The 14,970-nt window shown below is 53.9% G+C and carries 14 protein-coding genes and 1 pseudogene; all 15 read right to left on the bottom strand.

Annotated elements, in window-relative coordinates; translation table 11 throughout:
• Positions 1-44: 44 nt before the first annotated feature.
• On the bottom strand, positions 45-1,547 hold the full coding sequence (locus CPT76_RS04945; protein WP_105442125.1) for an AAA family ATPase: 1,503 nt from the start codon (positions 1,545-1,547) through the stop codon (positions 45-47).
• Positions 1,547-2,071, bottom strand: coding sequence for a hypothetical protein (locus CPT76_RS04940; RefSeq protein WP_105442124.1), 525 nt, complete (start codon positions 2,069-2,071; stop codon positions 1,547-1,549). Before CPT76_RS04940 ends, CPT76_RS04945 begins: the two co-directional genes overlap by 1 nt.
• Positions 2,072-2,536: 465 nt before the next feature.
• Complete coding sequence (locus tag CPT76_RS04930) at positions 2,537-3,055, bottom strand: cell wall elongation regulator TseB-like domain-containing protein (RefSeq protein WP_076170879.1); 519 nt, start codon at positions 3,053-3,055, stop codon at positions 2,537-2,539.
• Positions 3,056-3,096: 41 nt separating this feature from the next.
• Positions 3,097-3,561, bottom strand: a complete 465-nt coding sequence (locus tag CPT76_RS04925) for an amidohydrolase family protein (RefSeq protein WP_258168166.1) — start codon at positions 3,559-3,561, stop codon at positions 3,097-3,099.
• The gene (locus tag CPT76_RS04920) at positions 3,458-4,153 is read right to left on the bottom strand and encodes a redox-sensing transcriptional repressor Rex (protein ID WP_105442121.1); all 696 of its coding nucleotides are present in this window, start codon (positions 4,151-4,153) and stop codon (positions 3,458-3,460) included. The genes CPT76_RS04925 and CPT76_RS04920 overlap by 104 nt, the downstream gene beginning before the upstream one ends.
• A gap of 115 nt (positions 4,154-4,268) precedes the next feature.
• Positions 4,269-7,130, bottom strand: a complete 2,862-nt coding sequence (dinG, locus tag CPT76_RS04915) for an ATP-dependent DNA helicase DinG (RefSeq protein ID WP_105442120.1) — start codon at positions 7,128-7,130, stop codon at positions 4,269-4,271.
• Positions 7,131-7,283: 153 nt separating this feature from the next.
• Entirely contained in the window at positions 7,284-7,913 is a 630-nt protein-coding gene (locus CPT76_RS04910) for a tetratricopeptide repeat protein (protein ID WP_105442119.1), read from the bottom strand.
• A gap of 134 nt (positions 7,914-8,047) precedes the next feature.
• Entirely contained in the window at positions 8,048-8,431 is a 384-nt protein-coding gene (panD, locus tag CPT76_RS04905) for an aspartate 1-decarboxylase (RefSeq protein ID WP_076170868.1), read from the bottom strand.
• Between the two features lie 3 nt (positions 8,432-8,434).
• Entirely contained in the window at positions 8,435-9,322 is an 888-nt protein-coding gene (panC, locus tag CPT76_RS04900) for a pantoate--beta-alanine ligase (protein WP_105442118.1), read from the bottom strand.
• The gene (gene panB, locus CPT76_RS04895; protein ID WP_105442117.1) at positions 9,319-10,191 is read right to left on the bottom strand and encodes a 3-methyl-2-oxobutanoate hydroxymethyltransferase; all 873 of its coding nucleotides are present in this window, start codon (positions 10,189-10,191) and stop codon (positions 9,319-9,321) included. Before panB ends, panC begins: the two co-directional genes overlap by 4 nt.
• A 273-nt stretch (positions 10,192-10,464) precedes the next feature.
• Positions 10,465-11,439: a biotin--[acetyl-CoA-carboxylase] ligase gene (locus tag CPT76_RS04890; RefSeq protein WP_105442116.1), complete on the bottom strand. Its 975-nt coding sequence runs from the start codon at positions 11,437-11,439 to the stop codon at positions 10,465-10,467.
• A complete protein-coding gene (locus CPT76_RS04885) occupies positions 11,426-12,691 on the bottom strand; it encodes a CCA tRNA nucleotidyltransferase (protein WP_105442115.1) in 1,266 nt (421 codons plus the stop codon). Before CPT76_RS04885 ends, CPT76_RS04890 begins: the two co-directional genes overlap by 14 nt.
• Positions 12,692-12,722: 31 nt before the next feature.
• Entirely contained in the window at positions 12,723-13,886 is a 1,164-nt protein-coding gene (bshA, locus tag CPT76_RS04880; protein WP_105442114.1) for an N-acetyl-alpha-D-glucosaminyl L-malate synthase BshA, read from the bottom strand.
• 202 nt (positions 13,887-14,088) lie between these two features.
• A complete protein-coding gene (gene bshB1, locus CPT76_RS04875; RefSeq protein ID WP_105442113.1) occupies positions 14,089-14,799 on the bottom strand; it encodes a bacillithiol biosynthesis deacetylase BshB1 in 711 nt (236 codons plus the stop codon).
• Positions 14,796-14,970, bottom strand: a pseudogene (locus CPT76_RS38965) (methylglyoxal synthase); the annotation flags it as partial. The gene bshB1 and the pseudogene CPT76_RS38965, both read right to left, overlap by 4 nt.

Raw genomic sequence — 14,970 nt, 5'->3', positions numbered from 1 at the left:
AATAATAACGCAGCATTAAAAAAAGTAAAAAAAGAGCCAGCGCATCAGGCTGGCAGTAGTGAAAACTCATGAAACAGCTTGCGGAATTGTTCGCCGGACAGCGTTTCTTCTGCCAGCAAAATATCCAGAGATTTGTCGAAAATGATCCGGTGGTTCTCCAGAAGGCTGCGCGTTCTGCCCATCAGGTCTTCCAGAATCTCATTGTTCACCTTCATCAGCTCTTCGGTCGTGACCATATCCATGTTTACGATGCCAAGCGACGTAAGGCCGGATCTCATCATCGTCTTGACGATGTCGAGCGCCTGTTCAAAGTCGTTGCTCGAACCGGTGCTGCGTCCGCCGTAGAAAATTTCCTCCGACGCCGCGCCGCCGAGAGCGATCATGATCTGCTCTTCCAGGAACGATTTCGTATACAGGTACTGCTCCGACTGAGGGTTATGGCGCACGTAACCGAGCGCCTTGCCGCGTGGGCTGAGGGCCACCTGGCTGACACTGCCCGGACGCACCAGCTCTGCCATGATGGCATGTCCAAGCTCATGGATGGCGACGCGTTTCTTCTCTTCGATCGTCGATTCACGGTCGGTGCGCTCACCCATCATCACCTTGTCGATGGACATGGACAGATGGCGCTGCTCGATCTCTTTCAGTCCTTCGCGCATCGTGTAGATCGCAGCTTCGTTCATGACGCTCTCGAGCTGGGCGCCGGAGAAGCCGTAAGATTCCTCGGCGATTTTATCGAGGTTGACATCCTCGTGCAGTGGCTTGTTCTTCGCGTGCAGCTCCAGGATGTGCTTGCGTCCCTTCTTGTCAGGCAGGTCCACCTGAATATGACGGTCGAACCGTCCCGGACGAAGCAGTGCGCTGTCCAGCATCTCCTTGCGGTTGGTCGCCGCAATCAAAAGGATTCTCGGGCTCTCCGAAGAATAAATGCCGTCCATCTCGGTCAGCAGCTGGTTCAGCGTCTGATCGTATTCGCGCTGCTGCCCGCCTTCGCGCTTGCCGCCGATGACGTCGATCTCATCGATGAAAATGATCGCGCTCTGCTTGTTCTCCTTGGCTGCCCGGTTTCTCGCATCGCGGAACAGATCCCGGACACGGCCCGCGCCGACGCCGACGTACATTTCTACGAACTCACTGCCGGATGCGGCAACGAATACCGAATCCGTGTAATGTGCGGCCGCCTTGGCCATCAGCGTCTTCCCTGTTCCGGGAGGTCCCGTCAGCAGAATTCCTTTCAACGGGCGAATGCCGAGCTTCTGGATTTCATCATGACGGATCAGGAAGTCCAGTGCCTCGCGCAGCTCCTGCTTGGCATTATCCTGGCCGCCGATTTCTTCAAAAGTGAGCTTCTTCGGCCCGCCCTTTTTACGCTTGCGTTCCGAAGCAGCACCTACCGTCAGTCCGCCTCTCATGTTGGTCATAAACAGGAGTCCGCCGATCATCAGGCCGGCGATAATGAGAGGGATGACATTGACCCCTACAAAAGCTAGAAAAATGAATAATACCGGCACAAATCCGATCAAAACTTCCTTCAGCAATCTAGGCATTATTCCCACACTCCCATCTTGCCGGGATCACGGGGCAGAACAAGAAACTTGCTTGAGCTGCCGTCCGTCAGCGTAATATAGACATTTTTCGTGTCCATTTCGGCTTTCGTCTGAATTCCGGTACCCTTAGCCAGATCCTGCAGCTTGACCGGAATTTCCGTATAGCGCTTGTTTTCCATCGCTTCGGCTACAGAGAACATCGCTTTATCCCAATACTGGTTCAGCTTGTCCGATGAATGATCCACAAAATCGAACTTCAGCGCCCGGGTGCCGACGACGGATTTGCCTTCGGTGGAGATTTTATCCGCCAAATCAGCCAAATTTACATTCGGCTTCAAATCGAGTTTCAAATCCACCTGATCGCGGGTAATATTAAAATGTGCGTTATTCACGCCCTGATAATTGCTGACGATCTTTTGCAGCGGACCCTGCAGGGTCGTTTGCCGATAAAAGAACCAGCCGCCAAACAGTACGGCTACCGAAACCACAACAGTTATAATAATAGGCAATGGACGCAATTTCACTTGTTGTCCCCCTTTCGAAATGGCAAAGCAAAAAAAAAGTAAACTTTAGATGACAAAAATAAATATTTCGTTATTGGTTCAAGTCCATTGGTCGGTCACCATGCTTCTGTTCCAGTCCGATTCGATGGATGGTTTTGCGCTTGTCGCGAAACACAAGCATCTCTTCGTTGAATACGCGCATCTGACCACACTTCTATATACCATGTTTTTCAATAAAGAGCAGAAAAATCATCTTCCAAGCTGAAGCGGGCTCCTGAATTTTACTGAAAAACGCTATCCTCTAATTATAGTACAATCCGGGCTGTTCGTCATATATATCTCTTCAATACAAATAAGAGTATATCACATTGTATATACTAAATCGAAGGTAAAGTGTGAATATATTTTAAATATTATCCTTTGTAAGCCAAAGAACCCCATTTGAGGATGGGGTTCTTTCTGCATGATATGGCCGTTTAAACAAAATCATCGATTGGGCAGCGTGAACGGGCTGCCGATTTCCGCTCCGTCGCTGAACCGGTAAAATTGATAGTAATAGTGATCTTTCACTTTGTAGAACAGCTGCCATACGTATTCTCCGTTATAGACACCCGGTACGAGGCGCATATCTTTAATGCCGGGAATGGAGCTTTTGATTTTGGCCTTCATCTTCTCTTTGGACATACCGCTGCTCAAAAGCTCTTGATGCACGGTATTCTGGCCTTCCTTGGGTTTTCCCTGATCGGTGAACTGCACCCAGACCATGACCTCCTGGCCCGTCTTGTTCGTTCCTTCCACGACCCAGTAGATGCTGTTCTGGTCCCACACAGACTTTTGGGCATCGGCGACCGACACGATTCCGGCTTCCTGCTTCGCTTTGGCAATAGCGGTGTCCTTTTCGCTCCATTGATCCTGCAGCACGTAAATAAAATAACGGTAAGCGCCGAAAATGATCAGCAGCAGGGCGACAATGCCGAGAAAGATCCATTTTTTCTTGTTCTTCAACCTGAACTTCCTTTCTGAAAGGTGAGCTAATCATCCCGGTCTTATCGGGAGAGAAGACCTTCAAAAGCCGCTTGGGCTTCCCTCCGGATGCGTTCCTCGTCCAGGGTGAGACAGCTGCCGTGCTTCACGACCTGCTTTCCGTCCACCCAGACGTGCTCAACGTCCTTCGCGCTGGCCGAATAAATGACGTGTGAAATGAAGTCCGTACGCGGCAGAAAATGAGCCTGGTCCGTATTCACCGCGATAAAATCCGCCTTCATTCCAGCCTCAAGTGCACCGACTCCCTCCAGGAACAAGGATTGGGCTCCGTAGATCGTGCCCATACGCAGCGCTTCCGCCGCGGGAACCGCCGTCGGATCTCCCGAGACGCCTTTATGTATCAAAGCAGCAAGGCGCATTTCTTCAAACATGTCCAAATTGTTGTTGCTCGCCGCACTGTCGGTTCCCAGGGAAACCGTAATGCCTGCCTGCATCATGTCGGTAACGCGGGCCACACCGCTCGCCAGCTTCAGGTTGCTGCCAGGGTTGTGTGATACCGTCACGTGATGCTTCGCCAAGAATCGTCGGCGCAAAATTCAGAATCGCTTCGATCCCGGCCGCAATCAGCTGATCGGCGACGTTTTGCGCTTCGAAATCCGGGACGGTAATAATCCCGATCCGGATATTTTTGCTTTGTATCGTTTCTTTCAGCTCATCCATGGCCTGTACCGTCAAGGTGTTGATGCGCGTGCCGATTTTGGACGGATTGGCGTCAAACACGGCCACGATCTTCATATTTTCCTTCAGGTAAAAGTTATAGTTGGACAAAGCTTGACCAAGATTCCCCGCTCCGACCAGCACCGCGTTGATCTGCTGGTCCAAATTCAGAATTTGACGGATCTTCTCGATGAGATAGGACACGTCATACCCTATCCCCTTACGGCCAAAATCCCCGAAATACGCCAAATCCTTGCGGATCTGCGCCGGGTTGAGATCCAGCTTCTGCCCGAGCTCCTGGGAGGAGACCGTGGCCACCTCCCGCTTGTTCAGCTCATTTAGATATCTAAGATAAATAGGCAATCTGCGGACAACCGCCTCGGATATTTTCTCCGATTTCATGCATGTTCCCCCTATTGAACGGCTTGAATATTTATTTGGTTATATAGATTGAACTAAAGTTTTCATTGAACTTCCTGTTCAAACCGCTTTAGTTCATTCTATCTAATGGACTCATTTAAGACACACCGTCCTGATGAAGCCATTCAGAGATGCGCGGAACCATCTGGTCTGTCTGCATATGCTCCATTTTCGGTCCAGGCAGCGAGTACAGGAAGTACTTCCCGTAATACGATTCGATGACGCGCGTGTCGTATACGATGACGATGCCCCGGTCATGGGCGGTGCGGACCAGCCGCCCGAAGCCCTGCTTGAAGCGGATGACGGCCTGCGGGACCGACAGCTTCATGAACGGGTTCTTCTTCTGGCGCTGCAGCAGCTCGCTCTTCGCTTCCACCAGCGGATGGTTCGGCGGCTGGAACGGAAGCCGGACGATGGCCAGGCACGTCAGTGCTTCACCCGGGATGTCCACGCCTTCCCAGAAGCTGCTCGTTCCAAGCAGCACCGAAGCGCTGCTGTCCGTAAACCGCCGGATCAGCTTCGTGCGGCTGCCGCTGTCTACGCCCTGTCCAAGCACGGCGATGTCGCTCTGTGCAAGGGCTTCTTTCAGCGGCTCGTATACCTGGCGCAGCATGCGGTACGAGGTGAACAGTACCAGCATCCGGCCGTGGGTCGCGATCGCAGCGTCCGCGAGTGAGCGGGCCAGCGTTTCGACAAACAGGGCGTCCCCGACGCTTCCCTTCACGCTTGGAAAATCCCGCGGAATGACGAGCAGCGCCTGGTCCCTATACCGGAACGGGGACGGAAGCTGGACCGTCACAAGGCGTCCGCTGTCCTGGTCCTCCTGCAGTCCAAGGTTGTCGATCATATACTGGAACGATTTATCTACGGATAAGGTGGCGGACGTCAGGATGACGCTCTTTTTCTTATCAAAAAACAGCTCCTTGAGCTGCTTGCTGACGTCAACCGGAACAGCGTACAGCTGGAGCGATTTGCTGCGGAAATGGCCGCTCGCCTCCATCCAGTACACGACGGTTTCGTCGTTCAGCGTCATAAAGAACCGGAGATTCTCCCGCTCGGAGCTGAGGTCCTTGAGCAGCCCGCCGATATCGGTGATCAGGCTGTCGGAACCGTAATCATCCTGCTCCTCCTTGTATTCGGACAGCATCTTTTCGCCTTTGCGGACGATTTCCCCTACCGTGACAAAAATCTGGTTTTCGAGCGCCGCCAGCGTCTCCCACTCTTTCGGCTTTTTCCCCGGCTGAAGGCGCAGCGTATACTGGCCGCCGTCGCCGGGAGCAGCGTCGCTCCGTTCCGGAAGCAGACCGAAGAGCAATTCGCTCAGCTTGTCCCAGTGCTCTTTAACATCGACCAAATCCTCGCTCATCCGGTCGATAACGGCGGTCCATTCACCGGCCTGCTCATATGCCGACGATTGAAGCAGCTGGCGAAGAGCCGGCAGCTGCCCGCTCCGGGCGTCCTTATAGAGCCGTGTCAGCGTATGGACGACCGTAAAGTACTTCAAATGAAGTCCGAGATGCTTGCCGGCAACGTCTTCCAGGTGATGGGCTTCGTCGATCACGAGCCGCTCGTAGGAAGGCAGCAGCTGATGGCCTGCCTTGACGTCCGTAAACAGCTTGGAATGGTTCGTTATGACGACATCCGCGATTCCGGCTTCATGCTTGGCCCGATGGTAATAGCACTTGCGGAACCAAGGGCAGGCACGGCCCTGACAGGAGTCCGAGTCGCTGCTTACGGTCTCCCAGAAGTCTCCCGCACGGCCACCGAGGCTCAGCTCCTCGTCATCACCCGATTCGGTCTGGGCGAGCCAGACGATCATCTGGGCGGCTGTGATGGTGTCTTCCTTCGGATTGATAAAGTCTCTTCTGTTTATTTTATGTTCAAATTTTCTCAAACACAAATAGTGCTGTCTGCCCTTGAACACAGCTGCCTTGAAAGGGAAGGGCACGACCTGCGTTAAGAGTGGGATATCCCGCTCCCGGAGCTGCTCCTGCAGGTTGATCGTATGCGTGCTGACCATCACCTTCTGGTCCTGCTTCACGCTCTGATAAATCGAGGGGATCAGGTAGCCGAGCGACTTGCCCGTCCCGGTCCCGGCTTCGATCAGCAGATGCTTGTCCTGATCCAGCGCATTCATCACCTGGTCGAACATGATCGTCTGCGGCTCACGCTCCTCGTAATGAGGCATAATATCGCGCAGCCGTTTTTCGATCTCGGCCAAATATTCCTTAAACTCGACGCCTTTGAGCGGATTGTCGTCCACTTCGTCGCGCGGCGGAGCCATTTCGGTCCAGTCATCCACCTTAAGCGCCAGCTGGCGGTAAAAGGTGTGGCTGTTCAGGTCTTGAGCAGGTTCCCGCTCCTTTTCCTGGCAGAGGCCGTCGAAATACCAGCCGAGGTCGCTGTCCTCATCGGCAAACAGCTCGGCCAGCCGCTGCAGCGTAATCAACGGCAGGCCGTTCAGCTCATCCAGGCACTTCAACAGAACGTATGCCGTTGCCAAAGCGTCGCTGTCGGCCTGATGCGGCCGGTCATGCTGAAGACCGAAGTGTCCGGTCACCATGCCCAGCTGATAGGAAGTCAGCGAAGGGAAGCATATTTTGAGCAGGTCGAGCGTGTCCAAAATCCGCCCAGAGAACGGCAAATAGCCGCACCGGTCGAGTGCGTTTTGCAAAAAATTAAAATCGAATGCTACATTATGCCCCACCAGGACCACGTCGTCGAGCAGCGGCACGAGCTCCATCATCATTTCTTCCAGGGCCGGAGCTGCGGCCACATCCTCATTCGTAATGCCGGTAAGTCCCGTAATAAACGGAGGGATTTCGATACCCGGGTTGACATAAGAGCCATACACCTTTGAAATCGTCCCATCCTCTTCTATAATGGCAAGTCCAACTTGAATTATTTCGTCTGCGGACTGGTTGCCTGTCGTTTCGAAGTCAAGTACGGCAAATTTCATGATTCCTAAATCCTTTCGTCCAGTCTCCTTAACAGCATAACAGAAGATTTCACATTTGAAAATTCAAGGAAGGAAAAACTTGAACTTCCGGTTCTATAGAAAAAGACGACACCCGGCGCTTTCCGTGCAGCGGGCATCGTCTTCTCACATGCATTACATCAGCGATATTAACTGGCTTCCATACTGAAGCTGACCGCACTGTTGCTGGCAAACCTGCAGATTCATTAACGGATCCGGGAACGAGGGATCATGCGAAAGCGCCAGCGTAAAATAATCCTGGGCCTTGCCAAGCTGCCCTTGCATCGCCTCGACACAGCCAAGCGCATTCAGCACCATCGCCTTCAGCTTGGGATGCTGGGCAAGCGGCAGAATCCACTGGAAATGATGGCGGGCTTCCGCCGGCTCCTCCAGGTGCAAATACGCCATGGCCAAGTACATCCGGGCCAAAAAGCTGTCGGGGAATTCGAGAATCACCTGCGCAAATTGCTGGGCCGCCTGCCTGTACATCAGCAGCTTGAAATATCCCTGCCCCCGGATAAAGGAATCCATCTCGACCTCGGGCGTTTCATGCTGCGGAAATACAGGCGCGATCTTGGCCTGCTCCCGGAAAGCGCCCATTTTCTCTTCAAAAGACAACCATTCTTCTATGATGCCGTCGCTCATCGTTTTGAGCAAATTCCACTTTTGAATCAGCTGATGCTTTTGGGCCTCCTGCGCTGTGGGGTAATGTTTCACGATTTCGTCTAACATGTTGTTCATTTCCGCGAATACATGCTGAAACATGGCTGCATCCCACCTTAACAAAAATGAAATCAGTGCGGTCACCTGAACTCATTTTTTGTTAACCCGGGCTTTTTCATTCCCGCTCCGGGCTGCCATTCCTTGTCTTAGCTTCCCCGCACATACATGACCAGTCCTTAAATAATCGTGGCGTGAACCTCTTTGCTCATCGTGTTCATCGGCTTGTTGGATTCATTCACAAAAACTACCGTCGGCTTGTGGCTCTTGATTTCCTCATCGGACATGACGGCGTAGGATATAATAATGACGGTGTCGCCGGGCTGAACCATGCGGGCTGCCGCCCCGTTCAAACAAATCACACCGCTCCCGCGGGGACCTGGGATGACATAGGTTTCCAGACGCGCCCCGTTATTGTTATCCACCACTTGGACCTTTTCGTTCTCCAGCAGGTCGGCGGCTTCCATCAAATCTTCATCTATCGTAATGCTTCCCACATAATTCAAATTCGCTTCGGTAACGGTCGCACGGTGGATTTTGGATTTCATCATCGTTCTGTACATCGGTCAATTCGCCTCCTTGGGATTAATTAAACGGTTATCGATCAGGCGCGTCCGACCGAAACGGACGGCTAGGGCCATCAGGACGGCCTCGTCCTTACGGCTGATTTCTTCGTCATCGGGATAAGGCAGAAGCCCAGGGAAAGACACGACCTCGGCGTATTCGATATCGGCCAGTGGAGACTGGCTGATGACGCGCTGCAAGAGGTTTCGAATGTCCCCGGCGGTTACCGCCGTCCCCTCGCTCACAGCGGCCGCAGCCTCGCGCAGAGAGCGTGACAGCACCAGCGCCTGCCGGCGTGCCTCTTCGCTCAGGTACACGTTGCGCGAGCTTAGAGCTAGGCCGTCTTCCTCGCGTACGATCGGGCAGGGAACAATCTCCACGTTCATGTTGAGATCCTGTACCATCTGCTGAAGCACAGCGACCTGCTGCACGTCCTTCATTCCAAAATATCCTTTATCGGGCTGAACGATGTTGAACAGCTTGCTCACCACCGTCGTCACGCCGTCAAAATGTCCCGGACGGGAGGCGCCGCAAAGACGGGTCGTAATGTCCGATACCATGATTTTGGTCTTGGTCGGCTGCGGATACATCGTCTCCACCGACGGAAGGAAGACCAGGTCCGCCCCTTCCGCTTCGGCCAGTGCCAGATCTCTTGCTTCGTCACGCGGATAAGTTTCGTAATCCTCACCCGGACCGAACTGGATCGGGTTAACGAAAATGCTGACGACGACAATACCGTTATCTTCGCGGGCACGGCGGATTAAGCTGGCATGCCCCTCATGCAAATAACCCATCGTTGGAACCAGGCCGACCGTGGCTTCCGGTCCCAAATTTATTTGTAGCGCCCGTATACCGCTGCGCAGTTCTTCGATCGTTCTTACAGCTTTCATGCGCGTCCCACCTTCTCCTTTCCTTTGCCGTACAAGTTCTCGACGACCTGATCGTCTGCCGTAAATACATGGGTCTCATCCGGAAAAGAGCGGCTCTTCACGTCATGAACGTACTGGCTGATCCCGTCGCGAACGATCGTTCCGATGTCACCATAGGTTTTGACAAAACGCTTGTCGCGATACGGGGATGCGTACTTAAACAAATCATGGAATACGAGCACCTGGCCGTCGACATACCGCCCGGCGCCAATCCCGATGGTCGGAATCGACAGCTGCTCGGAAATAAAGCGGGCCACTTCCTCCGTTACCAGTTCAAGTACGACACCGAATGCCCCTGCTTTTTCTAGAGCCTTCGCATCTTCCAGCAATCTGGCGGCATCCGCCTCGTCTTTACCTTGAATCCGGTAACCCCCGATCTGGTTCACCGACTGCGGCGTTAAGCCGATGTGGCCGAGCACGGGAACGCCGGCTTTGACGATCGTTTCGACCGCGGTGCAGATCTCGCGTCCGCCTTCCATTTTCACGGCATGGGCATGACCTTCCTGCATCAGGCGTTTGACGTTGTCCAGCGTGCTGTCGATGCTTCCGTGGTATGTCATAAACGGCATATCAGCCACGATAAATGTATGCCCGGCGCCTCTGACAACCGATCTCGTATGGTACACCATGTCGTCGATCGTCACCGGCAGCGTGGAATCATAACCGAGCACCACGTTCCCGAGCGAATCTCCGACCAGGATCATGTCCACGCCGGCTTCCTCCGCCAAGCTCGCCGAAGGATAGTCATAGGCAGTTACCATGGAGAGCGGAATGCCATCCGCCTTCATCTTTTTCATTTTCACGATATTCAGTGGTTGTTTGTTTGCCATTGTGCTTCTTCCCCTTTCGATGAGTGTGAAAAATAGGATAAAAACAAAAAAACCTTTTAAGTGTGTCACTAAAAAGGTCCGAAAGGGCATAAAGGGTCACTTGCGATCGTCCCTTCTGTCTCGGTCCTTCCGGCTCAGAGCAGAATCCAACGTAACGGCAATATTCCATTTGCAGTTATGAGGGTGTTCTTCAAACAAAAACATGCAGAGTGCAGTTCGATCATTCGTCGATACCGCCTCTACATGTCATTATACCAAAAGTTCATTATATTTTCATCGTCTAAGTTCGACATCTCCGGAAAAAACAGGAATCTGCTCGCCCGAATCGGTACGAACCCGAAGCGCGCCGCTTGCATCGAGCCCGTCGGCCATTCCTTCGATCGGCCCGCGTGCCGTCTGAATCGACACACGCTTGCCCAGCGTTACCGACAGCGCCTCCCACAGCGAGGCGACCGGCTGAAATCCGTCTTTGCGGTACAGCTCGTACAGCATTTCAAACTCTTCCATCACCGTAGCGATGAGCGACATCCGGTCGATCGGCTCACCCGCCTCGATCTTCAGGGAAGTTCCGACCCCGGTCAGCTCTTCCGGATAATCGTCAGGGTCCAGGTTGGCGCTGATTCCGATGCCGGCAATGCAGTAGCGGACATGCTCGTCCTCCGCCGCCGACTCCAGCAAGATGCCGCAAATTTTCCGCCCGTCGACCAGCAGGTCGTTCGGCCATTTCAAGCCGGCCATGACGCCGGTCACCTTGCGGACCGCCCGGCACACCGCCACTCCGGTCAAAAGGGTAAGCTGCGGTGTGTAATGGAGCGGCTGCTCGGGCCGAAGGACCAGGCTCATCCAGATGCCTTTTCCATAGGGCGAAAACCATTTGCGGCCCATCCTCCCCTTGCCGCCGGTCTGTTCTTCGGCAATGACCAGGGTGCCTTCAGGCGCCCCCTCCTCAGCCAGCGCTTTCGCTTCTTCCTGCGTTGATACCGTCGTCCCCAATATTTTCAGCTGCGATCCCATCACTGTAGACTGTATCCGCTGCGCCAGCTCCTGCCGATCCAGCAGGTCCGGCTTGCTGACAATCCGGTAGCCTTTATGAGGAACCGCTTCAAATTCGTACCCTGCCTCACGGAGCTTGTTGATCTGTTTCCAGACCGCGGTTCTGCTGACCGACAGCCGCCGGCTGATCTCCTCGCCCGAAACAAATTCTTCCGCATCCAGCAGTATATCCAAAAGGGTCTCAGCCTTTTTCATCGGTAACCATCACCCGTCTCACTTCTTCTGTCAAATCCAATTTCGTATTGGGCAGCATGCCTGCCGCCGCTTTAAACAGCAATTGCTTCAGCAGTTCTCCCACCCAAGGTCCGCCCCTCTTGCCCGAAATCGCGATCAAATCGGAGCCGCCGATCTGGAGCTCGTGCAGGTGGAAAATCTTCATTTCGTCCATCCAATTCAGCCCGTGGGCCAGCAGCTCATCCGCTGCCGTCCCCCTGTTCTCCTGCGGCAGCACCGAGCAGAGCAAGAGCCAGCGCCGGATAGATTCTTTGCCGTATTTTAGTACCAGACCTACCCACTGCTCTCTAAGATGCGTCTCGCGGTTCAACCCTTTTACCTCTTCGTCCAAAAACAAAAGGGCTTCCACCCTCTCGCGGGCATCGTTGGAAAACGTATACTGGCGCATCAGGTTTCCGGCATCCTGTCCGGATAACCCGCAAGCCAGCATAAGCAGGGCCCATCTGACAGCGATCTCCTTGGAAGGGATGTCGCCGATCCTGGACAGGAAACCGTCCACGGCGGCAGATGTAAACGGTACCCGGGCTTTTTCCAGCAATCGGCTCCTTCCCAGCAGGCTCAGGCCGAGATAAGGATGAGGTCCCTCCATCATTTTATCGAGCTCCGCCCGAATCCGCTCCAGCGCAATATACTGAATTCCGTCTCTTTCCAGGAGAAGGCCTTTCCAGGTGTTAAAGGCAATGCGGTAGCCGAACACCGAAGCAAACCGGATGCATCGCACCATCCGCAGGGCATCCTCCTGAAACCGGATGTGGGCCTCTCCAACGCAGCGTATAATGCTTTTTCGAATGTCGTTTTCACCATGGTAAGGGTCAACGATCCGTCCCTGCCGGTCACAGGCAATCGCGTTCATCGTGAAATCCCGGCGGCGCAAATCCTCCGACAGATTTCGCACAAAGGCCACTTCCGCCGGCCGGCGGTGATTTTCGTAAGAACCTTCCACCCGATATGTAGTAACCTCAAAGGCGTAGTTTCCAACCAGAACGGTGACCGTTCCATGCTCAATCCCCGTAGGCACCGTCCGTTCAAAGAGCCGTGTCACTTCATCAGGGCGGGCCGAAGTCGTGATATCCATGTCGTTGACCGGCCGGCCCATCAGTTCATCACGCACGCATCCGCCGACCCAATACGCTTCATGCCCATGCGCTTCGAGGACGGACAGCACCTGCTCGGCGCAGCCCGCCATCCCGGCATCCGCCTGCTTCCATTTCATAACTTTCCATGACCCCCTAAATGACTACCTCTTATCTGCACACCGCATCCAGCTGGGGCACCTCACGTCCGAGAACGCGATAATAGATCTGTTCATACTTGCGTGTGATCAATGCGTCGGAAAACTCCCGGCATGCCCGTGTCAGACAGGCCTCGCGGAACCGTGCGGCAAGATCGCCGTCCGACAGCAGCCGCAGCACCTGATCGGCCATCTGGTCCGTATCTCCGATCGGGGACAGGAACCCGGTCTCGCCATGAACCACCAGCTCGGGAATTCCTCCGGCGAGTGATCCCACCGTCGGAACGCCGCATGCCATCGCTTCAAGCGCAACGAGGCCGAAGCTTTCTTTTTCCGATGGAAGCAGAAGCACGTCAGCCAACGAGATGACTTGTGCGATCTCGTCCTGCTTGCCCAAAAAGTGAACTTTATGCTCCAGTCCGAGCTCCTTGATCTTGCATTGGACCTTCGGCAGCTCCGGACCTTCCCCGACGAACAGCAGCTTGGAAGGCATCCGCTCGTTGACTTTGGCGAAGATGTCCACGACGTCACTGACGCGTTTGACCGGGCGGAAGTTGGAAATATGCATCAAAATTCTCTCGTCCGGTTCGGCATAGTCGCCTCGAAGCGAGGACGTATCGCGCGGATAATAGATGCGCTTATCCACAAAATTGTACGTCAGATCGATATCGCGGCTGATATCCAGCACTTCACGGGTTTCCCGGATCAAGTCACCGGATACCGCCGTGACCGCATCGCTTTCGTTGATCGCCAGGCGAATCAGGTCCTTTAACGATTCGTCCTGCGCCAGTACCGTAATATCCGTGCCATGAAGCGTCGTGACCACCTTCAGGTTGCTTCCTACCATCTGCTTGGCCAAGAAGGCGCACACCGCGTGAGGAACCGCGTAATGGACGTGCAAAATGTCCAGCTGCTGCATATTTGCCACTTGTGCCATTTTGGTCGCAAGGGATAAGTCATAAGGAGGATAGCGGAATACATAATAATCACTGACTTCGACCTCATGATAAAAAATGTTTTTATGGAATTGCCCTCCCAGCCGGAATGGAATGCTGTGGGCAATAAAGTGTACCTGATGGCCCTTTTCGGCCAGCAGCTTGCCGAGCTCGGTCGCGACTACACCTGAGCCTCCTAGTGACGGATAGCAGGTGATGCCAATTTTAAGTGATTGACCCAAGCTTCGTGTCCCCCCTTCTTTACATGCCTTCTCTATATTATGTACCCAGAGAATATTAAAAACGTCTGGCGACGTTTCATTTTACAGCGGACAACCGCTCAACCGGGTATTTCGATTGCGCGCTTTCAGCTTATAAAAAGTCAGAACTGAAATCAAGCCTAAAGATTGGGCGCTTGACTTCAGTCCTGTCTATCGGTCATTATTAGGATCCTGAAATGAACATGTCCACGACGTAAGGCGACTTGATCGCAAAGCCTTCTGCGTAGGGAATGAGCCTGCGCTGGCCGGTCAGCCGGTCGCGGGATCTGACGCGTTCGATATATCCCTGATTCAGCGGGGTAACCACCGTATCCCCTTCAACCGGAGTTATCTCAAACTGCGACTGGTAACACAGGAGCGCCTGTTCCTTCATTTCCTGCTGTGCGGTAATATCCACCATCAAATCGGCTCTGCCCATATCATTAATGAAGTAAAAATACAGCTGCTCCACCTGTACAGGCGGCTTGTCCGGCATGTACCGGCGCAGCTTGGCGTTGAACACCGCTTCCTCAACCAGCTTGCTGCAGGCTACATGATCGGGATGGCGGTCTTCCCAATACGGAGCGAAAACGACCCTCGGCGCATGACGGCGGATTTCCGCAGTGATGGCTTCCACATGTTCCGGCGTGATGAACAGTCCACGGTCCGGCAGTCCAAGGCTGCTCCGCATGGAAAGACCAAGAACGCCAGCCGCGGCTGTCGCTTCCTGCTTTCTGCGCTCGACCGTTCCATTGGAGGACATTTCCGCATAGGTCAAATCGCAGATCCCCACTTTAAGCCCGGCCTGCACGTGCTTGATGATCGTGCCGCCCATCCCGATTTCGGCATCGTCCGCATGGGCACCGAAAATCAGAATATCCAGCCGTTCACTCATATTTCAGCACCCGGCTTATATTTATGTACCAGCTCGCGCCAGGCAAAATCCCCGCGGTCCAGCGCCTTGACCAAAATTTCGGCCGTTGCGATGTTGGTCGCAAGCGGAATTCCCTGGACGTCGCAAAGACGGAGCAGCGCATTGATGTCCGGCTCGTGAGGCTGTGCCATC

This window comes from Paenibacillus sp. AR247, assembly GCF_002968895.1.
Classification (GTDB): Bacteria; Bacillota; Bacilli; order Paenibacillales; family Paenibacillaceae; genus Paenibacillus_AQ; species Paenibacillus_AQ favisporus.
Note: the sequence above shows the minus strand (reverse complement) of the source record. Positions and strands in the feature narration are given on the sequence as shown.

Bases quoted from the DNA above. Each gene is read 5' to 3' on its own strand.
- panC (WP_105442118.1), bottom strand. From the start codon at position 9,322: ATGAAAGCTGTAAGAACGATCGAAGAACTGCGCAGCGGTATACGGGCG.
- CPT76_RS04890 (WP_105442116.1), bottom strand. From the start codon at position 11,439: ATGAAAAAGGCTGAGACCCTTTTGGATATACTGCTGGATGCGGAAGAA.
- panD (WP_076170868.1), bottom strand. From the start codon at position 8,431: ATGTACAGAACGATGATGAAATCCAAAATCCACCGTGCGACCGTTACC.
- CPT76_RS04945 (WP_105442125.1), bottom strand. From the start codon at position 1,547: ATGCCTAGATTGCTGAAGGAAGTTTTGATCGGATTTGTGCCGGTATTA.
- dinG (WP_105442120.1), bottom strand. From the start codon at position 7,130: ATGAAATTTGCCGTACTTGACTTCGAAACGACAGGCAACCAGTCCGCA.
- CPT76_RS04920 (WP_105442121.1), bottom strand. From the start codon at position 4,153: ATGAAATCGGAGAAAATATCCGAGGCGGTTGTCCGCAGATTGCCTATT.
- bshB1 (WP_105442113.1), bottom strand. From the start codon at position 14,799: ATGAGTGAACGGCTGGATATTCTGATTTTCGGTGCCCATGCGGACGAT.
- panB (WP_105442117.1), bottom strand. From the start codon at position 10,191: ATGGCAAACAAACAACCACTGAATATCGTGAAAATGAAAAAGATGAAG.
- CPT76_RS04910 (WP_105442119.1), bottom strand. From the start codon at position 7,913: ATGTTTCAGCATGTATTCGCGGAAATGAACAACATGTTAGACGAAATC.
- CPT76_RS04885 (WP_105442115.1), bottom strand. From the start codon at position 12,691: ATGAAATGGAAGCAGGCGGATGCCGGGATGGCGGGCTGCGCCGAGCAG.